Here is a 20,854-nt window from a genome sequence, read left to right on the forward strand (position 1 = left end):
ACGGGGAGCGCATCCCGCTCCCCGGGCCTGCCCCGGCTGCCGCCCCTGCCCCCTGCGCCGGTCCCTGAGCCCGTTCACCCCGGTCCGTGAGCCCCTACCCCGGTCCCCTACCCCGGTCCCTGAGCTTGTCGAAGGGCCACCCGCACCACCACACCGATCACTGGAGATCCTCGTGTCCCGTCCCCTCCGCCTCGCCGCTCTCGGAGCCGCGACCGCCGTCCTCGCCTCACTGCTCACGGTCGTCGTCGGTTCACCACCGGCTGAGGCGGCCACGCAGAACCCCATCATCGGCGACGGCTCCGTGTACTCGGCGGACCCCGCCACCCTGGTCGTCGACGACGAGCTCTACATCTACGCGGGGCGGGACGAGGCCGGCCCAACCACGAACGACTTCATCATGAACGAGTGGCAGTCGTTCTCCACCGGCGATCCCGACTCCGGCACCTGGGAGCACCACCCGTCGCTCATGCGTCCTGAGACCGTCTTCGACTGGGCGACCTCCGGCCGCGCCTACGCGGGGCAGGTCGTGGAGGGTGCCGACGGCCGCTTCTACTGGTACGTCCCGGTCCACGAGGCGGCGAGCACGTCGGAGGACCAGTTCGGCATCGGCGTCGCGGTCGCCGACGACCCGCTCGGCCCGTGGACGGACGCGGTCGGCGGCCCGATCATCTCCCAGGCCATCCTCGGCAACACGATCCACAACATCGACCCCACGGTCTTCGTCGACGACGACGGTCGTGTCTACCTCTACTGGGGCAGCTTCAGTCAGCTCCGCGCGGTCGAGCTCGAAGCCGACATGGTGACGCTCACGGGTGACGTGCGCACGATCTCCTCCGGTGTCGACGGCTTCTTCGAAGCGGCGTGGCTGTTCAAGCGCGGCGCCACCTACTACCTCGCCTACGCGGCGAACAACGCCGGACCCGACTCCACCTGCACCCCGGCGACCTACCACGCGTGCATCGCGTACTCCTCGGCCGATTCGCCCTTCGGGCCGTGGACCCAGCGCGGCCGCGTCCTCGCCCCCGTGTCGTCCACGACCTCGCACCCGGCCATCACCGAGTTCCAGGGCGAGTGGTACATCGCGTACCACACGGCCGACGCCGTCGGCGGGAACCACTTCCGTCGCTCGGTCGCCATCGACAGCGTGGAGTGGGACGACACGACCGTGCCGCCGACCATGCGCGAGGTCGTCACGACCCCGGAGCGCGGCCCCGACCTCAGCCCACGGCGCAACGTCGCACCCTGGGCGACCGCCTCGGCCTCGAACGAGCCCGTCCCGACGCAGTACTGGATCGACGCCCTCAACGACGAGACGATCCGACCGAACCCGCTGCCGCCCGACATGTGGGGCAGCTGGTCGGCGGAGCGTCCCGCCCAGCAGTGGATCCAGTACGACTGGGACCGCCCCGTGCGCATCGACAGCGCATCGATCAAGTTCTTCCGCGACGTCGCACCGGGCACCGGCAACGGGGTGTCCGACCCGTCGAGCTGGAGGCTGCAGTCCTGGAAGTCCGGAGCCTGGGTCGACGTCGTGAACCCGAGTGGCTACCCGACCTCCACGACCGCGGAGCACACCGTGACCTTCGAACCGGTCACCACCACCCGGCTCCGGGCGGTGCTCAACGCCTCGTCCAACGGGGCGAACCCGCCGGCGTATTCGGCGCTCGCCGTCGAGGAGTGGCGCGTGCTGGCCGCCGAGACGACGGGGTATCAGCCGGTCGTCGTGTCGACGATCACCGGGACGCAGCCCCTCCTCCCGGAGACCGTGCTCCTCGACGACGCGACGGGCGGCTCCGTCCGCGCGACCGTGCACTGGGACCCCGTCCCCGCGGACCAGCTCGCCGCGCCCGGATCCTTCACCGTGCTCGGCACCGCCGAAGGCTATGCGGCCGGCCGCGTCGAGGCGACCGTGACGGTCATCGACGGCACGGTCACCGAGGACACCCAAGCGCCGACGCTCGACGTCGAGACGATCGGCGTCGACGGCGCGGGGGACTGGTTCCTCGGTGACGTCACGCTGCGGGCGACGGCGCTCGACGCGGCGGACCCCACGCCGCTCATCGAGTTCCAGCGGGACGGCGGCGACTGGACCGCCGTCGCCGGGCAGCGGACGGCCGTGCAGACGATCACCGGTGACGGACCGCACAGCGTGGCCATCCGGGCGACGGACGCCGCCGGGAACACCTCCGAGGTCTGGAACGCATCGTTCCGGATCGACTCCGGTGTACCGACCGTCGACGCGGCGTTCGATGCGGAGAGCCGCGCGGTCAGGGCGTCGGCCGCCGATCCTGGCGCGCCGGAGACCGCGTCCGGTCTCGCGGGCCTCGAGGTCGCCGTCGACGGACAGGACGCCTGGGAGCCGTACACCGCGCCGGTCATGCTCGACCTCGAGGCGCACGACGTCTACCTGCGTGCGAGCGACACCGCCGGCAACGTGTCGGCGGTCACCGCCATCACCGTGCAGCGCTCGGCGGACGCCCCGCTCGAGGGCGACATCGCGTCGTTCGCCACGGCGACCGCCTCCTACTCCTCGCCGTGGACCACGGTCGACGCCGTCAACGACGGCAGTGCCTCGGGTGCGTCCTGGGGCACCTGGCCGATGGTCGGTGACCAGTGGGTGCAGCTGAGCTGGGACCGCGAGGTCACGCTCGACGCCGCGTCGGTGCACTTCTTCGCCGACGCCGCAGACGAGGCGAACGTGGGGGTGATCCCGCCGCGCAGCTGGGTGGTCGAGACGCTCGCCGCGGACGGCTCCTGGGTGCCGGTCGACACCACGGACCCGTACACCCGGGACCGCGACGTCGCCAACGCCGTGGGCTTCACACCGGTCGCGACGTCGGCCCTCCGGGTGCGCATGCAGGCTTGGGGTGCGGCGGAACAGGGCGGATCCGTCGGGATCCTGGAGATCACGGCGAACGCGGTCGCTCCGGCGGGGGAGCCGGACACGACGGCGCCCACCGTGACGCTCGCGTCGAGTCCGGCCGAGCCGACGGGCGAGGCCGGTTGGTATCGCGAGGGCGTGTCGGTCGCGGTCGACGCTGACGACGACGTCGACGACGCCCCGATGGTCGAACTCCGGCTCGGCGACGGCGCGTGGACGCCGGCGGAGGAGGTCGAGGCGTTCGACCCGGAGACGCGGGTGCTGATGCTCGGCGCCGATGGCGTGTACGTGGTCGCGGCCCGCGCGACCGACGCTGCTGGGAACGTCTCCGAACCGGTGGCCCTGTCCGTGGACATCGACACGACCGCGCCGGAGGTCGAGGCGGTCACCACACCGGAGGCCCCCGCGACCGGACCGGTCACCGTGCGGTTCGACGCGACGGACAAGGGTTCCGGGGTCGCCCTGGTCGAAGCGGCAGTGAGGTCGGGCGACGCGGGTTCGGGTGGTGCCGGCCAGGACGATGCCGGCTGGTCGCCGGTCTCCGATGCCGGGCTCGTGCTCGACGAACCGGGCGAGCACCTCGTGCGGTACCGCGCCACCGACGTCGCCGGCAATGTCGGCGCCGAGCGTTCGGTGGCCGTCACGGTCGTCGAGACGCCCGTCGACCCGGAGCCGGGGGACGGCGCCCGGGTGGTCCTCGGTGCCTCATCGGTGACGGCGGGCGGTTCCCTCGCGGTCGCCGGTTCGGGTTTCGGCGCCGGTGAGCAGGTGACGGTCACGCTCTTCTCCGACCCGGTGCGGCTCGCCACCTTCACCGCCGACGGCTCGGGTGCCGTCTCGGGTGTCGTCGCCGTGCCGGTCTCGACGCCGAACGGGGTGCACACGGTCGAGCTCCGAGGTGTCACCACCGATCGCGCGGCGACGGCCTCGCTGCAGGTGACGGGCGGTGGAGCCCTCCCGGGCACGTCTGTCGGAAGCCCCGGTGCCTCGGCGCCCGGAGCCGGCGGGGGCGGTGGTGGCGACGACCTCGCCAGGACCGGCGCCGCGCCGTCCGCGGCGCTGCTCATCGCCGCACTCGCCCTCCTCTCCGGTGTGCTGCTCGTCGCGAGGCGTCGTCAGGAGGCGTTCCGAGGTTGAGTGCGCCCTTCGACGGGCTCAGGGACCGGAATTGCTCTGGGACCGGGATGGCCCTGGGACCCGACGGACTCGGGGACTGGAAGGGCTCTGGGACCGGATGGGCTCAGGGACCGGAATGGCCCAGGGAGCGGGATGGCGTCGGCTTGCGCAATCTATCGAATAACGATAGCTTTCCATTGTTCTTCGATGGAGGTGCGCGATGCGCGGAGTGACGGTCCTGGTGCTGCGGGTGATCCTCGCGGTCGCTCTGGTGGGTTCGCTGGTGGTGCAGGTGGTGATGGTCCCGTTGCTCTGGGCGGACCTCGACGGCGTGGACGAGGTGCCGCGGACCCTGTTCGCGATCATCGTGATCGCCGAGATCATCACCTTCCAGCTCTGCGCCGTGTGTGTCTGGGCGCTCCTCGACCTGGTCCGTCGGGGGCGGGTCTTCTCGGCTCGCTCGTTCCGGTTCGTCGACGTCATCATCGGTGCGATCGCCGTGTCCGCGCTGCTCACGTTCGGGCTCGCCGTCCTCCTCGCTCCGGGCGGGATCGCGCCGGGGGTCATCGGTCTCCTCTGCGGCGCCGCGCTCGTGACCGCCGGTGTCGCCCTCGTGGTCGTGGTCATGCGGTCCCTGCTGCGTCAGGCCGTCGACCGCGAGATCGAGGCGCAGGGGCTCCGTTCCGAGTTGGACGACGTGATCTGATGCCGATCATCGTGGACATCGACGTCATGTTGGCTCGCCGCAAGATGTCGGTCGGTACCCTGTCGGAGCTCGTGGGGGTGACACCGGCCAACCTCGCGGTACTGAAGAACGGCCGTGCGAAGGCGGTCCGATTCACGACGCTCGAAGCGCTGTGCGTCGCACTCGACTGCCAGCCGGGCGACCTCTTGCGCTGGGAGGCCGCGTCGGAGTGATCCGCCCCGATGCCCCGGTCGCCATGCCGGGCATACTGGAGGCACCTCGACCAGCGATCCGGAAGCAGTCATGACGTATCCTCCGAACCCTCCAGGTCCGCAGTCCCAGCTGCCGTATGGCCAGCCGCCGTATGGCCAGGCGCCGTACGGCCAGCCACAGTGGGCTGCACCCCCGCCCCGGGGCGCCAGCTCGCCGGACGACCTGACCCTGCCGCTCTACGGGGCGACGTTCCGCCAGGCGACCAAGCGGTTCTTCAAGCAGTACGCGAACTTCTCGGGTCGCGCGTCGCTCAGCGAGTACTGGTGGAGTGCGCTGCTCACGACGCTCCTGATGCTCATCCCGACGCTGCTGATCACCATCGGCGCCATCATGACCGCAGTCTCCGCGGCGACGGCTGCCGCGCAGGAGCAGGGGCTGTCCGGGAGCGGATACGACCTCGCGGACCCTGGACCCATGGGGTTCGGCGTGCGCGTCCTGCTCATCGTCGGCGTCGTACTGTTGCTCGTCGCCTGGGTGGCGCTCATCGTGCCGAGCCTGGCGATCGCCTGGCGGCGCCTGCACGATGCAGGGTTCCCCGGCCCGTACTATTTCCTCACCCTCGTGCCGTCTGTCGGGAGCATCATCGTCCTCGTCCTCATGCTGCTGCCGTCGAAGCCCGAGGGGCAGCGCTTCGATCGCCCCTCGCAGGTGTCGTCCGGACGCTGAGGTCGCAGGAGACGCGGTTCACTGCGGCAGTCCGGCGGCCTTCCGCAGCAGGACGTCGCGCTCACGGTCGTTCGCTGCGAGGTGCGCGGCGGTCAGGAGTTCCGAGCGGGCCTCCTCGGTGCGCCCCAGCCGTGCGAGCAGTTCGCCGCGGACGCTCGGGATGAGATGCGACCCCCGCAGCGACGCATCGTCGGCGAGGCCGTCGACGATGCGGAGCGCCGTCGCCGGGCCGGTCGCCATCGACACCGCGATCGCGCGGTTGAGTTCGACGACCGGATTGGGGGCGATCCGTTCGAGCGCCTCGTAGAGGATCACGATCTGCTCCCAGTCCGTCGCGTCCACGCTGGGGGCGACCGAGTGGCACTGCGCGATGGTCGCCTGCAGTGCGTAGGCGCCGCGTCCCCGGCCGAGCGCGTCGGCGCGGGCCAGCGCCGCCGTTCCGCGGCCGATCTGCGCCCGGTCCCAGCGCTCGCGGTGTTGGTCGGCGAGCAGGGTCGCGGAGCCGTCGGGTGCGACGCGGGCGGCGAAGCGTGAGGCCTGGAACTCCATGAGCGCGACGAGCGCGTGCGCCTCCGGCTCGCGGGGGACGAGCGCGACCAACCGTCGGCCCAGCCGCAGCGCCTCGTTCGCGAGCTCGGCGCGGATCCAGGTCGGTCCGCTCGTCGCCGCGTACCCCTCGGTGAAGAGCAGGTAGACGACGCCGAGGACGGCCGACAGGCGCCGCGGCCACTCGGCCGGGTCCGGCGCCTCGAAGTGGACGTTGGCCGCGGCGAGCGTCTTCTTGGCGCGGGTGATCCTCGCCTGCACCGTCGGCACCGGGACGAGGAGCATCCGGGCGATCTCCTGGGTGGTGAGCCCGCTGACGACCCGCAGCGTCAGCGCCACCTGCGACTCCCGCGACAGCACCGGGTGGCAGGCGGTGAAGACGAGACGCAGGACGTCGTCCCCGATCGGCTCCCAGTCGAGGTCGCTCGCCTGCTCAAGATCCCGGGCGAGCGACCGGTACCGCTCGTCCAATGCCGCCCGGCGTCGCCAACCGTCGATCGCGCGACGTTTCGCCACCATCGTCAGCCACGCACCCGGGTTGCGCGGCACGCCGTCGCGCGGCCACTGCTCGAGGGCCTCCAGCAGCGCCTCCTGGGCGAGATTCTCCGCCAGACCGAGGTCGCCGGTCAGCTTCGTGAGGGTGGCGACGATCTGCGCGCTCTCGATCCGCCAGACGCTGTCGACCACGCGGCGGGCGGCCTCATCGCCGTCCGCCGCGCCGGTGTCGGTCAGGTCGGCGTCGGTCATGTCCGTCTCGCGTCGGTCGTGCTCAGGCCGGGTCGGCCGCGGGCTTCGCCACGCCTTCCTGCGCCCGCCACTCCTGCTCCTTCTGGAGGTACTCGTTGTCGGCGTGGTCGGCGAAGTCCGTCTCGTCGGTCACGCGGCGCACCTCGATCTTGTTGCCGGGGCCGAGCGGCGCACGGCCGGCCCATTCGATGGCCTCCTCGCGGGTGGCCACCTCGATGGTCCAGAACCCGTTGAAGAGTTCGTGGAGTTCGCCGTAAGGGCCGTCGGTGACGATCGGGGCCTCGGTCGTGAACTCGACCACGGCTCCCTGTGCGGCGTCGGTGAGGCCGTCACCGCCGACCATCACGCCGGCGTTGATCATCGACTCGTTGTAGGCGCCCATCGCGTTGATGACCGCTTCGAAGTCCATGTCCTCGAGCTTCTCGACGGACCCGCTGTTGCGCATGATGAGCATGTATTTCGACATCGTCTTCTCCTGTCGTCAGGGGCGCTGATCGCCCGCCTCGCTCTGACGTCGAACGGCGAACACGGAAATCGACATCGCGGTCAGAATATCCTCGGCGGGTGCCCGATGGGGAGGGTGAACGGATCGCGGCGGCCAGGTGTCCGGCGGGAGAACAGCGGCGGACGGAAGTCGCGATTCACAGCCCAGGCAACAACTGTGGGTTGATACTGAGTCCATGGCAACTGAGATCGACCACGAAGAGATCATCCGTCAGCTCACTGCGAAGCTGAGCGAGAAGTACTCGGGGGTCGATTCCGCTCGGATCGGCGAGCTCGTGCGCGAAGAGGTCAGCGCGCTCGCCGAGCGTCCTGTCCAGGATTACGTGACCGTCCTCGCCGAGCGCGCGGTCAAGAAGTCCCTCAAGCGCTCCGAGAAGTAACGGTCCCGCCACCGGTCGGACTACGGCCGGTCGGGTCTGCTCGTCAGCGCCTCGATCGAGACCACGATCACGATGCAGATGACGAGCACGGTGAACACGTTCGGGTTCAGGGTCAGCGCGTAGACGACCACGGCGATCAGGGTGAGGGCGCCGATGATGACGATCGCGCGCAGTGGTGATCTCCGCTTCGTCCGGTTCGGTTCTGATATGGTGCACCCTCGCTGATGGTCGGTCGAATCTCCAGACTATGAGTACCCCGACGACCCGCACATCCAGTCTCTGTCGATAGACTCGCCTCGGGTACTTTTGTCGACGAGTCGACAGAAGCGGTTCCGTGCCGTGGGAGACACGCGGGGAAGCGCCCGTCGGTGCCCGCCCGAAGCTACGAAGGAGTACCCATGAGCGCACCGTCCGTGCAGCTGTACACCGTCCGCGACGCCATCGCCGAAGACCTGCAGGGCGCCGTCGCCCGCATCGCCGAGATCGGTTTCACGAAGGTCGAGCCCTACGCGTTCGTCGAGCGCGCGGCCGAGTTCGAGACCGCCTTCGCCGCCGCTGGTGTCACGGCCCCGTCCGGCCACGCGCCTGTCATCGACGCCGCCGACCCGGCGGTCGCATTCGACGCGGCCTCGCGGCTCGGGATCGGGACGGTCATCGACCCGTTCATCCCCACCGATCGCTGGCAGACCGCTGACGACGCGGCACGTCTCGCCGAGCGCGTCAACGAGCTCGCCGTCCAAGCAGCGGCGTCCGGCCTGAAGTTCGGTTACCACAACCACAACTGGGAGTTCTCGACCCACGTCGACGGGCGCCCGATCTTCGAGCTGTTCGTCGAGCAGCTGTCGCCCGAGGTCGTCCTCGAGATCGACACCTTCTGGTCGACGGTCGGCGGTGCCGACACCCCGGCGTTCCTCCGTTCGCTCGGTGACCGCGTGCAGTTCCTGCACATCAAGGACGGCATCATCTCCGGTGACATCGCCACCGCACTGCCGAGCAGCGAGAGTGCGCTCGTCGTGCCCGACGCGCTCGCTCAGGCGTTCGCGAACCAGCAGCCCGCGGGTCAGGGCCAGGTCGACATCCCGGCGATCCTCGCTGCCGCACCGCACGCGACCCGCGTCGTGGAGTTCGACGGCTACAGCAAGGAGATCTTCGGCGGCGTCGCCGAGTCCTACGCCTGGCTCGCCGAGAACGACAAGTAGGCGCGCCCTCCGACAGGCTCAGTGACCGGGACACCCGTTCCCTGAGCTGCGCCGCACTGAGCCTGTCGAGGTGTCGAAGGGCCCACGGGGAGTCGTTCTGTGGCCGTGGACGTGTGCTCGGGGGCACTTCGACAAGCTCAGTGACCGAAGTTGGCTCAGTCACCGAGGTCGGCTCAGTGACCGAGGTCGGCTCGGTGAGCGGGGCGCCCGTTCCCTGAGCCTGTCGAAGGGCCTACGGGGAGTCGTTCTGTGGCCGTGGACGTGTGCTCGGGGGCACTTCGACAGGCTCAGTGACCGAGTGCTGCTCAGTGACCGGGGCGCGGGCGTGCGCAACCCCACGACGATCATCCGGCTCTCGGTCAGGATGGAATCATGAGCGACCAGTCCGACACCACCACCCAGCCCGATCCCGACACCGTACCCGGCATCCCGGACGCGGAGTCGCTGGAACCGACGAAGCGCACCATCGCCATCCTCGGCGCCAACGGCGACCTGGCCAAGCGGCTCCTGATCCCCGGCCTCGGCGAGGTCGTCGACGCCGCACGCGACATCTCGCTGCAGATCATCGGCGCCGCCCGCACGCCGCAACCGAACGAGGAGTGGCGTGCGACCGTCCGCGCCAGCCTCGAGGACGCCGGCATCGGCGCCCGGACCGTCGACGCGCTGGTGTCGACGACGGAGTTCATCCCGACCGACGCCTCCGACCCCGACGAACTGCGTGCGCTGCTCGACGCCTGCACCGGCTCGCCGATCCTCTACATCGCGCTCCCACCGTCCGCCGGGCGTAAGGTCGCCGAGGCGCTCGCGCAGATCGACCTGCCCGACGACCTCCTCATCGCCATCGAGAAGCCCTTCGGCGACGACCTCGCCGACGCCCAGGCGCTCAACGCGGCGCTCGCCGAGGTCGTGCCGGAGGAGCGTCTGTGGCGCATCGACCACTTCCTCGGCAACGCGACCGTCCTCGGGATGCTCGGCCTCCGCTTCGGCAACCGACTCCTCGAGGCGGGCTGGAACGCGGAACAGATCGAGAAGGTGGAGATCCTCTACGACGAGGAGCTGGGGCTCGAGGGTCGTGCGGCGTTCTACGACCAGACCGGCGCGCTCCGCGACATGCTGCAGAGCCACCTGTTGATGGTCCTCGCCCTCACCGCGATGGAGCGGCCGGACGCGGTGACGCCGACCGACGTCCACGACCGCATCGCCGAGGTCCTCGGCGCCGTCCGGCTGTGGAAGGACGATCCGTCGACGGCCCGTCGCGCCCGCTACACCGAGGGCCGGGTCGGCGACCGGCTCTTCCCCTCCTATGTGGACGAGCCCGACGTCGACGCCTCCCGCGAGACGGAGACGCTCGCACAGCTCCTGCTCCAGGTCGACACCCCGCGCTGGCAGGGCGTGCCGTTCGTCCTGCGCTCCGGCAAGGGCATCGGCGATCCACGCCGTGAGGTCGCCGTCCACTTCCGACCCTCGGCCGCGCCGGCGGGGCTCGACGCTCCCGACGGACACTCCGACACCGTCCTCCGGATGTCACTTAAGGGCGGTGCGGTGCACCTCGACCTCATCGTGACCGGAGCCGACGACGTCGACGGCCTGCGCCGGGTCGAGCTCGAGGCCGATCCCGGAGCCGCGACCCTGAGCGCCTACGCGCAGGTGCTCGCCGGCCTCCTGCAGGAGAACACGCTGCTGTCGGTGCGCGGCGACATCGCCGAGCAGTGCTGGCGCATCGTCACCCCGGTCGTCACCGCCTGGGCCGCCGGCGAAACGCCGCTCGAGGAGTACGAGGCGGGGAGCGCCGGTCCGACGGACTGGTGATCGGGCGCTGACGCCGTGCTGACCGCCTGACACGAAACGACCCGCGCCGAATGATCGGCGCGGGTCGTTTCGTGCAGTGGGCGGTTACGCCGACGGCTTCAGGACGACCTTGATGCAGCCGTCCTCCTTCTTCTGGAACGTCTCGTACATCGCCGGAGCTTCGGCGAGCGGCACCCGGTGGGTCGCGAGGTCGAGCACGCCGAGCGGATCGGCGCTGTCCTCGACGAGGGGGAGCAGCGTCGGAATCCAGCGGGCGACGTTGCACTGACCCATCCGGAGCGACACCTGCTTGTCGAACATCGACTTCATCGGCATGATGTCCGCCTCACCGGCGTAGACGCCGCTCAGGGACACGACGCCGCCACGGCGGACGAGCTCGAGCGCGGTGTGCAGCGCGGCGAGCCGGTCGATGCCGGCGTGCTCCATGGCCGGTCGCGCGATCGCGTCGGGCAGCACGCCGACGGCCGTCTGTGCCGCAGCCGCGATCGGTGAGCCGTGGGCCTCCATGCCGACGGCGTCGACAACCCCGTCCGGGCCTCGTCCGCCGGTGGCGTCGCGGAGCTCAGCGACCACGTCGTCCGAGAGGTCGAGGGCACGGATGCCGTAGCGCTCGGCGAGGGCACGGCGCTCCGGCACCGGGTCCACGGCGAAGACCTCGAGACCGCGGTGCTTGGCGATGCGAGCCGCGAGCTGGCCGACCGGGCCCAGGCCGAGCACGGTGATCGAGCCGCCGTCCGGCACCCCGGCGTACTCGACGCCCTGCCAGGCGGTCGGGAGGATGTCGCTCAGGTAGAGGTAGGACTCGTCGGGCAGGTCGCGACCGACGACGATGCAGTTCGCGTCGGCGAGTCGGACCTGCAGGAACTCGGCCTGTCCGCCCGGCACCTGGCCGTAGAGCTTCGTGTAGCCGTACAGGGAGGCGCCGCTGCCATGCTCCTTCACCTGGGTCGTCTCGCACTGCGACTGCAGCCCGTTGCGACACATGAAGCACTCGCCGCACGCGATGGTGAAGGGGATGACGACCCGGTCGCCGACCGCGACGCGGGTGACCTCGGAGCCGACGGCTTCGACGACACCCATCGTCTCGTGGCCGAGGACGTCACCGCGGTCGAGGAACGGGCCGAACAGTTCGTAGAGGTGGAGGTCGGAGCCGCAGATGGCTGCCGAGGTGACACGGATGATCGCATCGGTGGGGGCGGTGATCGCGGGGTCCGGGACGGTCTCGACCGACACCGACCGGCGACCCTGGTACGTGAGTGCGCGCATGGATGCTCCTTCGTCGTTGTCCGTCCACCCTGCGCCTCCCGGGCGTCGGGCGACCGGGGGTGGACGTCTCGTCGGAGGGCTGATACGAGCTCAGCGTGCCGCGTCGGCGGCCACGCGCTGGAGGCTGGCGAGCACCGACCGGACCGCGGATCGCGCCATCGCCTCCGGTCTCGCCAGGACGTCGACGTGCCGGACGAGGACCGCGCCGGCGACCGGTCGGAGGACCATGCCGTCGACGGCCAACGGTGCCGCCGTGGTGCGCGGCATGACGGCGATCGCAGCCCCGGTGCGGACGACCTGGGCGGCGACCGAGAACTCGTTGATGCGGTGGTCGATCCGCGGCGCCTCGCCGCTCAGCGCTCCCAGGTGGTGGAGGACACCGGCGAGCGGGAACCCCTCATGCGTGGAGATCCAACGTTCGTCGCGCAGATCCTCCGGTCGCAGCTCCGACCGCGCGGCCAGCGGATGCGCCTCGTGCATCGCGATGTCGAGGGGTTCGACGAGCAGCGGCGTCACGACGAGGCGGTCGAGCGGCCAGGCCGGCTCGTGCGGGAGCCGGTGGGCGATGACGAGGTCGTAGTCCGCCGTGAGACCGGCGAACCGGTCCTGCGCGACGTCGGCGTCGGCGAGGAGGAGCCGCGGAACCGGACCGGTCGCGTCGGCTCCGGGGATGGGGCCGCCCGCGAGCAGCGGTCCGAAGAACGCCAGCCCCGCGCTGTGGAACGCGGAGACGCTCACGGGGCGCTGCTCGTGTTGGAGGAAGGAGTCCACGGCGTCCCTGGCCTCGGCGAGTGCCTCCTCGACGCGCGCGGCGGCGACGGCCAGGGCTTCGCCGGCCTCGGTGAGGACGAGGCGACGCCCGTGCTTCTCGGTGAGCGGCACCGGCATGGTGGCCTGCAGCGCGGCGAGCTGCTGCGACACGGCCGAGGCGCTGACGTGCATGGCTGCGGCGACCGCGGCGACGCTGCCGCGGTCGCCGAGTTCGCGGAGGAGGCGGAGGCGCACGGGATCCATAAGCTTTTCCTTCATCGTCGATCCAGACACTGCCTGTTGTTCTGTCGTGTCCGTCTCCAGGAGAGTAGCGGCATGGCCCGCCGCGCACCCTCCGAACTCATCGTCGACGTGCTGCTCGTCGGGGTCGCGGCGGTGTGGGGCGCCAGCTTCCTCGCGGCGAAGGACCTCGCCGCCGTCACCGGTGTGCCGGCCGCGGTCGCCCTGCGGTTCCTCGTGGCGGTGATCGCCATCGGGCTCATCTGTCTCGTGCGACGGGAGCGGCTCCCTCGCGGACGGGGCCTGCTGATTGCGGCGGCACTCGGCTGCTCGCAGGCCGCGATCATCGGCCTCGAGACGTGGGGCGTGCACCTGACCTCGGCGACGAACGCCGGGCTGCTCATCAGCCTCGCGCTCGTCATGACGCCGGTGCTCGACGGTGTCGCGTCGCGGTCCTGGCTCCCGAGGTCCTACTTCGTCGCCGCGGTCGCAGCCGTGGTCGGTGTCGCGCTGCTCGTGTCGGACGGCGGTCTCCGCGCACCCACCGTGGGCGACGCGCTCGTGATCGCCGCCGCCGTCGTCCGTGCGGTGCACGTGACGTCGAGTGCGCACCTGACGCGAGGTCGAACCGACAGCACGCTCGGCGTGGTGTTCGTCCAGATGCTCGTGTGCGCCGGGGCGTTCAGCCTCATCGCCGGTGACGGTCTCGCTGCGGCTGTCACGCTGCTCGATCTGCGCGGCTGGCTGGACGTGCTGTTCCTCGGTCTGCTGTGTTCCGTGTTCGCCTTCGTCGTCCAGCTGTGGGCGGTGCGGCGGACCTCGGCGTCGCGCGCGAGCATCCTCATGGGGACGGAACCCGTCTGGGCGCTCCTCGTCGGCGTGCTCATCGCGGGGGAGGTGATCGGCCCGCTGGGTGCGCTCGGTGCGGCGCTGATCATCGTGGCGAGCTATGTCGGCCAGGCGATCGAACGCCGCCACCGCGCGCGGACGACCGGCACGGCACCCACGGTGCAGCAGGAGCCGGCGCCTGTCTGACGGGGTCTACGGTGTGGTCGCCGCGCCCGTGAGCGGCGTTCCCAGCGGTGCTGCGTCCTCGATCCGGCACACGCGGACGTCGATCTCATGGATCGGCGTCTCCGCCATCGACGTCGCGAGCACGCCGCGGATCGCGTCGCCGACGAGACGGAGGGTCGCCGGGACCGGAGCCCCGTCGGTCACACCGATCGTCGCGCCGATCGTCAGCGCACCGTCGGCTCCGCGACCGACCGCCACCTTCGTCGGCTCCTCGTCGTCGCGACCGACCGCGTCGGCGACGGTCCGCAGGACCGCACGGATCGGCGACCCGGACGCGTAGACCGTCGTGACCCCCGGTGTCGCGGCGACGGCGGCGGTGAGCTGCTGCGAGAGTGCGGCATCGGTGTCCATCAGGAGTCCTCCGGCCGGGCGACGCGCTGCGTGTGGATGTCGATGATCGTGACGTCGACGGCGACCACGTTGAGCTCGGTGTGCGTGGCCAGTTCCGCGACGACGCGATCCCGGATGAGCTGCGACAGCCGTTCGAGGTTGTTGCCGAACGCGGCCGAGGCGGTGATCGCCACCGTGATCGGCGCGTCCAGGGTCGTCACATCGCCGTCGAGGCGGACCCGACCGACGATGACCCCGCCGACGCTGTCGCCCACCCCGCGGATCAGAGTGCGGACGGAGCCTTCCGTGATGCGCAGGTGCACCTCGGGGTCGGGGTGCCTGAGCGGGATGTCCCGACCGGCGTGCGCCTCGAGCGAGATGTTCTGGAGCACCGCGTGCATCCAGGAGCGGTCCTGCTCGGAGTGCGTCGCCGCCTCCGACTTGAGCAGTGCCCAGGTCTGGGTGCGCAGTCGGAGGAGGGCGTCGAGGGCGAGTTGGCAGCCGGGGGAGGCTTCGATGTCGGGGTCGAGGGGCTCACGGCCGCTGTCGAGGTAGTCGGAGAGCTCATCGATGGTGTGCCCGTCGAGGTCGGCGCCGGCCAGGTCGTCGAGCATGGACTCGTGGTCGTCGTCGTTCATCGCCACACCTCCATCTCCCGCAGGACGGTCTGTCTGGCCCGCGCGAGCTGGCCGCGCACCGTCGAGGCCGGGACCCCGAGCGACTCGGCGATCTCGACGTACGACAGCCCGCCCGTCTCCTTGAGCATCCAGCACTCGCGCTGCATGGCGGGCAGTCGGTCGAGGACCGATGCGAGGGCGCTCATCTGCATGCGCACCTCGACGACCCGTTCCGGGGATTGATGGGACGGGGCGGGGGCATTCCAATCCTCGATCTCGCTGTGTTCGCGGCGGCGTCTGATGCGGTCGATCGCCCGGTTCGAGACCATGCGCATCAGCCAGGACTTCACCGCGTTCGGGTCGTTCAGTCGGTCCAGCTGGCCCCACGCCTGGATGAGGACGTCCTGCACGACGTCCTCCGCCTCCGACTGGTTGCCCAGCACGCGGACGGCGTAGGCGCGCATGAGGGAACCGTGCCGGAAGACGAGGACCTCGAAGGCGGTGGCGTCTCCGTCGGCGGCGCGCTCGGCGAGGATGCCGTCCGGGAGCACCTCGAGCGAGCGCTTCACGGAGTGGTTAGAGGACGGCGAACGCGGTGAAGGCGACGGCGGTCGCGGACACGATCGCGGACGCGGCGACAGCGGCGACGTACGGAAACTGGAGCGTCTTCGCCGGGCCGTTCTCCACCGCCTCCTTGGCGCGGAGCAGGGAGACGAAGACCCCGAGATCCTTGCCGGTGCTCGAGGCGGCGACGAAGCGGCCGTCCCGGAACTCGACCATGCCGGCGTACTCGCCGTCGACCGAGGCGACCCAGAGGGTCGCGTCCGGCTCGGCCCAGGAGACCGTGGTCCCCGTGCCTCGCTCCAACACCGTGCTCATGACTGCTCCTTGCTCAACGTTCGTGTTGTTAGAGAATCTAGCTATTCATGCGTCTGCATGTACCCCACTTGACATCGCGATCCAGACTCCGCTAGACAATCTCGTTACGAGAACCACTACTGTTGGACTTCATGACCGCCCAAGCCGTTGACGCGCAGCACTACTGGTACGAACAGGACGAGCACGAGCGCGGCCGCCGCATGCTCGAGGCCATGCGTCTGTACCGTGCTGCCGAGGCCGCCATGCGTCGTCGGACCCGCGACGAGATGCACATGGGCGAGAACGACCTCCTCGCGCTGCGGTTCATGCTGCGCGCCAAGCAGGAGCACCGCCTCGTCAGCCCCACGGATCTCGGTGCCTACCTCGGCATCAAGACCTCATCGGTCACGGTCATGCTCGACCGCCTGGAGGCGGCGGGTCACGTCGTCCGTCGGCCGAGCGAGACCGACCGTCGCCGCGTCACCGTCTCGACCACCGACTTCGCCGACTCGGAGGTCCGCAAGACCCTGAGCCACATGCACCACCGCATGATGGAGGCCACCACCGGGATCGAACCGGAGATCGCGGCCGGCATCGTCGACTTCCTCGACCGCATGCGCGAGGCCGTCGACTCGATCGACCGCACCGAGCCCGAGGGGCAGCCGCAGCCCTGAGCCGCCCCGGCACTTGCCGCGAGCGGCACAGGCGCAGGCCGCCACCGGCAGAGCGAGAGTCTTCGGCCTACCCAGCGTGGACTGGTCACTTGTATGGTCAACATATGGAATATCGCGCCCTCATCGACCATGTCGAGAGTCATTCGCAGCAAACGGCGCATCCCATCACTGTCGGCATCTCGGGCTACTGCGGCTCAGGGAAGTCGACACTCGCGCGAAGTCTGGTCGCGGAACTCCCACGGGCGGCGCGCATCAGGGGCGACGACTTCCTCGACCCGGCTCGCTCGCACAGGCGGTCATCCGACTGGGACGGGGTGGATCGTCGACGCCTCGTGACCACCGTGTTGGATCCGTTCCGGGCGCGTCAAGAGAGCGAGTTCCGTCGGTATGACTGGTCGGCACGGGCCCTCGGCGCGCCGGAGTCGCTCCCGAAGGCGGATATCCTCGTGGTCGACCTCATCGGGCTCCTGCACCCTGAGGCGCTTCCCAGTCTCGACGTGACCGTGTGGTGTGATGTCGACCTGAACACCGCCGCCGAGCGCGGAATGGCTCGCGATCAACGACTCGGCCGCGACCACGAATCGTTGTGGCGCGATGTCTGGCTCCCGAATGAGATTGACTTCGCCGAGCGTTTCGGCCCGCGTGCGTCCGCGACCATCCTGCTCGACGCGTCGTCGAGCGCCGTTGCATCAAGCGGCGATCGCAGATACGAGGCGGGCCGCACGGTCTGATCCGTGTGACCCGCCTCCGAATGTCTTCGACGATTTCGACCGCGCGCTGCGGGCCCTCCAGGCACCGCTCGAGCCGACTCTCAGAAGTCCCCGACCTTCGATGATCCGATGGTAATCGAGCACGTGTCGGACGACCGGTGCTTGAACGGTCGGACCGCTTGTGCTACTCGGGATCGTGCCGGCGGCCGCGCCTCAGTTGTCGGCGGACAGCTCCGGGTAGTCGGTCTCCGGCATCAGCTCGAGCCCCGCCGGCGTGTAGGTGCGGTCGAGCATGGCCTGCAACCAGGCGCGGTTGAGCGCGACCGGGCGGGAGCCGGTGAACCGGAAGACGATGGGGACGCCGGTCTCGATCCAGATCGCGTAGCGGCCCGAGCCGTGTGCGGGGTCGATCGTCCACGAGAGGAGGAACGCCTCACCCTTGCGGAGTTTGGAGACGACGACCATCTGCACATGGGCGAGGGTCCGGTCCTCGAGCTCGAGTGCTTCGTTCCCGTACCGCAGCGTTCCCATGTTCCCCAGCCCCCTGTCGTCGTGTGTGCGGTGGATCACCGCGCCGACAATTCTGGCAGCTCCCGTCCACGAGCGGCGAACCCGAGGGGCGGGGGCACCGGTCAGTCGGCGTCGAGGACGGCGTCGAGGAGGCCCGGGAACCGGGTGTCGAGGTCGTCACGCCGCAGGGTGAGCGTGCGGTGGCGACCGTTCGGCTCGTTCCGGATGACGCCGGCCTCGCGGAGCACCTTCATGAGGTGGGACTTCGTCGATTTCGGGATCGTGGGGTCGAGGGCGGTGCAGTTCGCGGCGTCCATCGGCCCGTCCCGGAGCTGCCGCACCATCTCGAGTCGGTCGGGATCGCTGAGCGCGAAGAGCACGGCCGGCAGCTCGATCGCCTCGCGGTCGGGGTGCGTGAGATCGGCTGGTGCAGGCATGGTTCGATAATAGTTGAACAATCAGCGGAAAGCGCGTATCGTCCAATCGTTCGACATTTTTGGAACCAAAGGATGCCGCCCCGTGCAGACGACGACCCCGTCACCCTCGACCCGACCCGTGCCCACCGCGGCCACCGGTGTGCCCGCGATTCCGCGCCGTCGCTTCGGCTTCGTCCTCGCGGGCCTCGGCAGCACGCTCATGCTCGCCGGCGCCAGCGCTCCGTCACCGTTCTACCCGGAGCTCCAGGAGCGGCTCGGCATCGGCCCGATCGGCGTCACCATCGCCTTCTCGGCCTACGCGCTCGCCCTGCTGGTAGCACTCCTCACGATCGGCTCGGTCTCGGACCACCTCGGACGCCGCCCGGTGATCACCGCAGGGTTCGTCGTGCTCGCCGCGAGCATGCTGCTCCTCTGGCACGTCGACTCCGGAGCACTGCTGTACCTCGCGCGCGTGCTCCAAGGGCTCGCCAGTGGGGCGCTGCTCTCCACGCTGTCGGCGACCATCATCGATCTGGCCCCGCCCGAGCGGCCACGAGCGGCGACCCTGCTGAACGCCATCGCACCGATGATCGGTCTCGCCGCCGGCACGATCCTCGCGGGCGTCCTCCTGCAGACGGTCGCCGATCCGTCGAGTTGGACGTTCCTGCCGCTGGCGGTCGCCTATCTGCTCATCGCGGCGTCAATCTGGATCGTGCCGGAGACCTCCGCCCGCGCTCCCGGATGGGCCCGCGCCATCCGTCCCCGCGCAGCCGTCCCCGTCGACGCCCGACGGTTGTTCGTCGTGAGCATCCCGATCGTCCTCGGCGGGTGGGCGACCGGCGGGCTGTTCCTCTCCCTCGGGCCGAGCATCATGCACACGGAACTCGGCGTGGACGGCCAGCTCGGAGGGGCGCTCCTCATCGGGCTGCTGCCGGCCGCTGGGGCCGTCGCCGCCGCGGTGCTGCACCGTCGCCGACCCGTCGTCGCGGCGGTCTACGGGGCGTCCGCGCTGTCCGCCGGGACCGTGCTCCTGCTCGTCGCCCTGATCCTCGGGTCGCTCCCGATCGCGGTGGTCGCCGTCGTGATCGCCGGCACCGGGTTCGGCACGGCGTTCATGGGCACGATCGCCTCGCTCGTCCCGCTCGCGCCGGCCGACGAACGCGCTGAGCTGTTCGCCGCGCTGTACATCGTCGCCTACCTGTCCTTCGGGGTCCCGGCCGTCATCGCCGGTCTCCTCGCCTCGGCCATTGGGCTCCACGCCACGGTCCTCGGCTACGGCACGGTCGTCGCGATCGCCGCGGGCACGGCCGCCGTGGTGCGTGCCCGATCAGCGCGCTGACGGCTTCAGCGCACTGACGGCCCCTCGGCGAGGCGATCGAGGAGGGTCGACGCGCGGTACGGGATGACCTCGATGAGTGAGACCTTCGTGTTCGTCCGGACCACGCCCGGAGCCGCGAGCAGCACCCCGGCGATGCGGTGCAGGTCCTCCGTGTCGTGCGCGACGACCTTCGCGAAAAGGTCTGCGTCGCCGGTGGTCGCGTGCACCTCGACGATCTCCGGGATCGACTCGAGGGCCGCGTAGGCCTCGGTTGCGAGGTCCTGCCGGATGGAGATCTCGATGAACGCGGTGAGGGGGTAGCCCAGCGCCGACAGTCGCACCCGGCGACTCGGGGCGCCGAGTGCGCCGCTCGTCTCGAGTCGGCGCAGACGGGCGTGGACGGTGTTCCTCGCGACGCCGAGGGTGCGTGCCAGGGCGAGCGCCGTCATGGACGGGTCGTCGTCGAGCGCGGTCAGGATGCGCGCGTCGAGGTGGTCGATGGTCGCGGGATGAGGCATGTTGCTCACTCTCGGGCTGGAAATCGAGCACGATGACCACTGCATTCTACTCGTGTTGCGCAAGACGACGAGCTGACGCATCGTTGGCGGAATGAGCACCCAGCAGCCGAGCGCCGCGACGTCGAGCGCGCAGCAGGCTCCCTCCACGCCTGCCCCGGCACCGTCTCCGGTTCGACACGGGGTGGTCGAGGACATCCTCGGGCTGCTCGTCGGCGTCACGGTCGTGTCGTTCGGCCTCTTCATCCTGAAGGCGGGATCGGCGGTGACCGGTGGGACGGCCGGCTTGTCGCTCCTCGTCAGCTACCTCGCGCCCGTGCCGTTCCCGGTGCTGTTCATCGCGATCAACCTGCCGTTCTTCCTGCTCGCGATCCGCGGCAAGGGCTGGGTGTTCACGCTGCGGAGCGGCGGCGCGATCGTGCTCGTGTCCGTCCTGTCCGGGGTGCACCCGCTGTTCCTGCCGGTCGGGCACATCGACCCGTTCTACGCGGCCGTCGTCGGCAACGTGCTCTGCGGCGTCGGCATCCTGATCCTGTTCCGACACCGAGCCAGTCTCGGTGGGTTCAACATCGTCGCGCTGATCCTCCAGGACCGGTTCGGCATCCGCGCGGGCTACGTGCTCATGGCCGTCGACACCGTGGTGGTGCTCGTGTCACTCGTCGCCGTGCCGCCGCTCAACGTGCTCGTCTCGGCGCTCGGCGCGGTCCTCCTGAACCTCATCCTCGCGCTCAACCACCGGCCGGGTCGCTACCTCGGGGTGTAGGGCAGGA

At 70.2% G+C, this 20,854-nt stretch carries 23 protein-coding genes; 12 read left to right on the plus strand and 11 right to left on the minus strand.

The window, feature by feature from the left end; all coding sequences use genetic code 11:
- Positions 1–172 precede the first annotated feature (172 nt).
- The 4 genes from IFR14_RS02345 (at position 173) to IFR14_RS02360 (ending at position 5,621) form a co-directional block, all read left to right on the plus strand.
- Positions 173–4,018 carry an OmpL47-type beta-barrel domain-containing protein gene (locus IFR14_RS02345; RefSeq protein ID WP_191940089.1) on the plus strand — a complete coding sequence of 1,282 codons (3,846 nt, stop codon included), beginning with the start codon at positions 173–175 and terminating at the stop codon, positions 4,016–4,018.
- A 199-nt stretch (positions 4,019–4,217) separates the two neighbouring features.
- Entirely contained in the window at positions 4,218–4,703 is a 486-nt protein-coding gene (locus tag IFR14_RS02350) for a DUF2975 domain-containing protein (RefSeq protein ID WP_137242733.1), read from the plus strand.
- Positions 4,703–4,915 carry a helix-turn-helix domain-containing protein gene (locus IFR14_RS02355; RefSeq protein WP_137242732.1) on the plus strand — a complete coding sequence of 71 codons (213 nt, stop codon included), beginning with the start codon at positions 4,703–4,705 and terminating at the stop codon, positions 4,913–4,915. The genes IFR14_RS02350 and IFR14_RS02355 overlap by 1 nt, the downstream gene beginning before the upstream one ends.
- Before the next feature lie 70 nt (positions 4,916–4,985).
- Positions 4,986–5,621: a DUF805 domain-containing protein gene (locus IFR14_RS02360; RefSeq protein ID WP_137242731.1), complete on the plus strand. Its 636-nt coding sequence runs from the start codon at positions 4,986–4,988 to the stop codon at positions 5,619–5,621.
- Between the two features lie 18 nt (positions 5,622–5,639).
- Here IFR14_RS02360 and IFR14_RS02365 read toward each other — a convergent pair whose 3' ends face one another.
- Both IFR14_RS02365 and IFR14_RS02370 read right to left on the minus strand, forming a co-directional pair.
- Positions 5,640–6,914 carry an RNA polymerase sigma factor gene (locus IFR14_RS02365; RefSeq protein WP_191940090.1) on the minus strand — a complete coding sequence of 425 codons (1,275 nt, stop codon included), beginning with the start codon at positions 6,912–6,914 and terminating at the stop codon, positions 5,640–5,642.
- 22 nt (positions 6,915–6,936) lie between these two features.
- Positions 6,937–7,380, minus strand: a complete 444-nt coding sequence (locus tag IFR14_RS02370; protein ID WP_191940091.1) for a YciI family protein — start codon at positions 7,378–7,380, stop codon at positions 6,937–6,939.
- A 214-nt stretch (positions 7,381–7,594) separates the two neighbouring features.
- Between IFR14_RS02370 and IFR14_RS02375 the strand changes: the two genes are divergently transcribed.
- The 3 genes from IFR14_RS02375 to IFR14_RS02385 all read left to right on the plus strand — a co-directional run bounded on the left by IFR14_RS02375 (position 7,595) and on the right by IFR14_RS02385 (position 10,806).
- Positions 7,595–7,798: a three-helix bundle dimerization domain-containing protein gene (locus IFR14_RS02375; RefSeq protein WP_064295795.1), complete on the plus strand. Its 204-nt coding sequence runs from the start codon at positions 7,595–7,597 to the stop codon at positions 7,796–7,798.
- Between the two features lie 398 nt (positions 7,799–8,196).
- Positions 8,197–8,997, plus strand: a complete 801-nt coding sequence (locus IFR14_RS02380; protein WP_079704551.1) for a sugar phosphate isomerase/epimerase family protein — start codon at positions 8,197–8,199, stop codon at positions 8,995–8,997.
- 372 nt (positions 8,998–9,369) lie between these two features.
- Positions 9,370–10,806 carry a glucose-6-phosphate dehydrogenase gene (locus tag IFR14_RS02385; protein ID WP_191940092.1) on the plus strand — a complete coding sequence of 479 codons (1,437 nt, stop codon included), beginning with the start codon at positions 9,370–9,372 and terminating at the stop codon, positions 10,804–10,806.
- An 84-nt stretch (positions 10,807–10,890) separates the two neighbouring features.
- Here the strand turns inward: IFR14_RS02385 and IFR14_RS02390 are convergent, their stop codons facing one another.
- Both IFR14_RS02390 and IFR14_RS02395 read right to left on the minus strand, forming a co-directional pair.
- Positions 10,891–12,072, minus strand: coding sequence for an alcohol dehydrogenase catalytic domain-containing protein (locus IFR14_RS02390; protein ID WP_137242726.1), 1,182 nt, complete (start codon positions 12,070–12,072; stop codon positions 10,891–10,893).
- A gap of 90 nt (positions 12,073–12,162) precedes the next feature.
- Positions 12,163–13,086, minus strand: coding sequence for a LysR family transcriptional regulator (locus tag IFR14_RS02395; RefSeq protein ID WP_191940093.1), 924 nt, complete (start codon positions 13,084–13,086; stop codon positions 12,163–12,165).
- A gap of 72 nt (positions 13,087–13,158) precedes the next feature.
- On the opposite strand from IFR14_RS02395, the gene IFR14_RS02400 reads away from it, so the two are divergent.
- Positions 13,159–14,097 (plus strand): DMT family transporter, encoded by a 939-nt coding sequence (locus tag IFR14_RS02400; RefSeq protein ID WP_137242724.1) that lies wholly within the window; start codon positions 13,159–13,161, stop codon positions 14,095–14,097.
- Positions 14,098–14,103: 6 nt separating this feature from the next.
- Here IFR14_RS02400 and IFR14_RS02405 read toward each other — a convergent pair whose 3' ends face one another.
- Genes IFR14_RS02405 through IFR14_RS02420 form a run of 4 tightly spaced genes read right to left on the minus strand, consistent with a single transcriptional unit; the run spans position 14,104 to position 15,962 of the window.
- On the minus strand, positions 14,104–14,487 hold the full coding sequence (locus tag IFR14_RS02405; protein ID WP_191940094.1) for a hypothetical protein: 384 nt from the start codon (positions 14,485–14,487) through the stop codon (positions 14,104–14,106).
- Positions 14,487–15,104: a hypothetical protein gene (locus tag IFR14_RS02410; protein WP_240043982.1), complete on the minus strand. Its 618-nt coding sequence runs from the start codon at positions 15,102–15,104 to the stop codon at positions 14,487–14,489. The genes IFR14_RS02405 and IFR14_RS02410 overlap by 1 nt, the downstream gene beginning before the upstream one ends.
- Positions 15,101–15,652 (minus strand): RNA polymerase sigma factor, encoded by a 552-nt coding sequence (locus IFR14_RS02415; RefSeq protein WP_085511244.1) that lies wholly within the window; start codon positions 15,650–15,652, stop codon positions 15,101–15,103. Before IFR14_RS02415 ends, IFR14_RS02410 begins: the two co-directional genes overlap by 4 nt.
- A gap of 7 nt (positions 15,653–15,659) precedes the next feature.
- Positions 15,660–15,962 (minus strand): hypothetical protein, encoded by a 303-nt coding sequence (locus IFR14_RS02420; protein ID WP_079704558.1) that lies wholly within the window; start codon positions 15,960–15,962, stop codon positions 15,660–15,662.
- A gap of 131 nt (positions 15,963–16,093) precedes the next feature.
- Between IFR14_RS02420 and IFR14_RS02425 the strand changes: the two genes are divergently transcribed.
- Positions 16,094–16,615 carry a MarR family winged helix-turn-helix transcriptional regulator gene (locus tag IFR14_RS02425; protein ID WP_191940095.1) on the plus strand — a complete coding sequence of 174 codons (522 nt, stop codon included), beginning with the start codon at positions 16,094–16,096 and terminating at the stop codon, positions 16,613–16,615.
- Positions 16,616–17,061: 446 nt separating this feature from the next.
- Positions 17,062–17,346, plus strand: coding sequence for a hypothetical protein (locus tag IFR14_RS20720; RefSeq protein WP_241160991.1), 285 nt, complete (start codon positions 17,062–17,064; stop codon positions 17,344–17,346).
- A 192-nt stretch (positions 17,347–17,538) separates the two neighbouring features.
- Here IFR14_RS20720 and IFR14_RS02435 read toward each other — a convergent pair whose 3' ends face one another.
- Both IFR14_RS02435 and IFR14_RS02440 read right to left on the minus strand, forming a co-directional pair.
- A complete protein-coding gene (locus IFR14_RS02435) occupies positions 17,539–17,856 on the minus strand; it encodes a DUF7882 family protein (protein WP_191940097.1) in 318 nt (105 codons plus the stop codon).
- 101 nt (positions 17,857–17,957) lie between these two features.
- On the minus strand, positions 17,958–18,272 hold the full coding sequence (locus IFR14_RS02440; protein WP_064295809.1) for an ArsR/SmtB family transcription factor: 315 nt from the start codon (positions 18,270–18,272) through the stop codon (positions 17,958–17,960).
- A gap of 82 nt (positions 18,273–18,354) precedes the next feature.
- On the opposite strand from IFR14_RS02440, the gene IFR14_RS02445 reads away from it, so the two are divergent.
- Entirely contained in the window at positions 18,355–19,590 is a 1,236-nt protein-coding gene (locus IFR14_RS02445; RefSeq protein ID WP_342365625.1) for an MFS transporter, read from the plus strand.
- Between the two features lie 5 nt (positions 19,591–19,595).
- Here the strand turns inward: IFR14_RS02445 and IFR14_RS02450 are convergent, their stop codons facing one another.
- Positions 19,596–20,087 (minus strand): Lrp/AsnC family transcriptional regulator, encoded by a 492-nt coding sequence (locus IFR14_RS02450; protein WP_191940098.1) that lies wholly within the window; start codon positions 20,085–20,087, stop codon positions 19,596–19,598.
- Positions 20,088–20,178: 91 nt separating this feature from the next.
- Here IFR14_RS02450 and IFR14_RS02455 point away from each other — a divergent pair, with 91 nt between their 5' ends.
- Positions 20,179–20,847: a YitT family protein gene (locus tag IFR14_RS02455; protein ID WP_086472703.1), complete on the plus strand. Its 669-nt coding sequence runs from the start codon at positions 20,179–20,181 to the stop codon at positions 20,845–20,847.
- Positions 20,848–20,854 lie beyond the last annotated feature (7 nt).

Origin of the sequence: Plantibacter sp. CFBP 8775, assembly GCF_014839505.1 — a bacterium.
GTDB lineage: Bacteria > Actinomycetota > Actinomycetes > Actinomycetales > Microbacteriaceae > Plantibacter > Plantibacter auratus.

Excerpts from the sequence above, each read along its gene's own strand:
- IFR14_RS02350 (WP_137242733.1), top strand. The coding sequence starts at position 4,218 with ATGCGCGGAGTGACGGTCCTGGTGCTGCGGGTGATCCTCGCGGTCGCT.
- IFR14_RS02355 (WP_137242732.1), top strand. The coding sequence starts at position 4,703 with ATGCCGATCATCGTGGACATCGACGTCATGTTGGCTCGCCGCAAGATG.
- IFR14_RS02360 (WP_137242731.1), top strand. The coding sequence starts at position 4,986 with ATGACGTATCCTCCGAACCCTCCAGGTCCGCAGTCCCAGCTGCCGTAT.
- IFR14_RS02365 (WP_191940090.1), bottom strand. The coding sequence starts at position 6,914 with ATGACCGACGCCGACCTGACCGACACCGGCGCGGCGGACGGCGATGAG.
- IFR14_RS02370 (WP_191940091.1), bottom strand. The coding sequence starts at position 7,380 with ATGTCGAAATACATGCTCATCATGCGCAACAGCGGGTCCGTCGAGAAG.
- IFR14_RS02375 (WP_064295795.1), top strand. The coding sequence starts at position 7,595 with ATGGCAACTGAGATCGACCACGAAGAGATCATCCGTCAGCTCACTGCG.
- IFR14_RS02380 (WP_079704551.1), top strand. The coding sequence starts at position 8,197 with ATGAGCGCACCGTCCGTGCAGCTGTACACCGTCCGCGACGCCATCGCC.
- IFR14_RS02385 (WP_191940092.1), top strand. The coding sequence starts at position 9,370 with ATGAGCGACCAGTCCGACACCACCACCCAGCCCGATCCCGACACCGTA.
- IFR14_RS02390 (WP_137242726.1), bottom strand. The coding sequence starts at position 12,072 with ATGCGCGCACTCACGTACCAGGGTCGCCGGTCGGTGTCGGTCGAGACC.
- IFR14_RS02395 (WP_191940093.1), bottom strand. The coding sequence starts at position 13,086 with ATGGATCCCGTGCGCCTCCGCCTCCTCCGCGAACTCGGCGACCGCGGC.
- IFR14_RS02400 (WP_137242724.1), top strand. The coding sequence starts at position 13,159 with ATGGCCCGCCGCGCACCCTCCGAACTCATCGTCGACGTGCTGCTCGTC.
- IFR14_RS02405 (WP_191940094.1), bottom strand. The coding sequence starts at position 14,487 with ATGGACACCGATGCCGCACTCTCGCAGCAGCTCACCGCCGCCGTCGCC.
- IFR14_RS02410 (WP_240043982.1), bottom strand. The coding sequence starts at position 15,104 with ATGAACGACGACGACCACGAGTCCATGCTCGACGACCTGGCCGGCGCC.
- IFR14_RS02420 (WP_079704558.1), bottom strand. The coding sequence starts at position 15,962 with ATGAGCACGGTGTTGGAGCGAGGCACGGGGACCACGGTCTCCTGGGCC.
- IFR14_RS02425 (WP_191940095.1), top strand. The coding sequence starts at position 16,094 with ATGACCGCCCAAGCCGTTGACGCGCAGCACTACTGGTACGAACAGGAC.
- IFR14_RS02435 (WP_191940097.1), bottom strand. The coding sequence starts at position 17,856 with ATGGGAACGCTGCGGTACGGGAACGAAGCACTCGAGCTCGAGGACCGG.
- IFR14_RS02440 (WP_064295809.1), bottom strand. The coding sequence starts at position 18,272 with ATGCCTGCACCAGCCGATCTCACGCACCCCGACCGCGAGGCGATCGAG.
- IFR14_RS02450 (WP_191940098.1), bottom strand. The coding sequence starts at position 20,087 with ATGCCTCATCCCGCGACCATCGACCACCTCGACGCGCGCATCCTGACC.
- IFR14_RS02455 (WP_086472703.1), top strand. The coding sequence starts at position 20,179 with ATGAGCACCCAGCAGCCGAGCGCCGCGACGTCGAGCGCGCAGCAGGCT.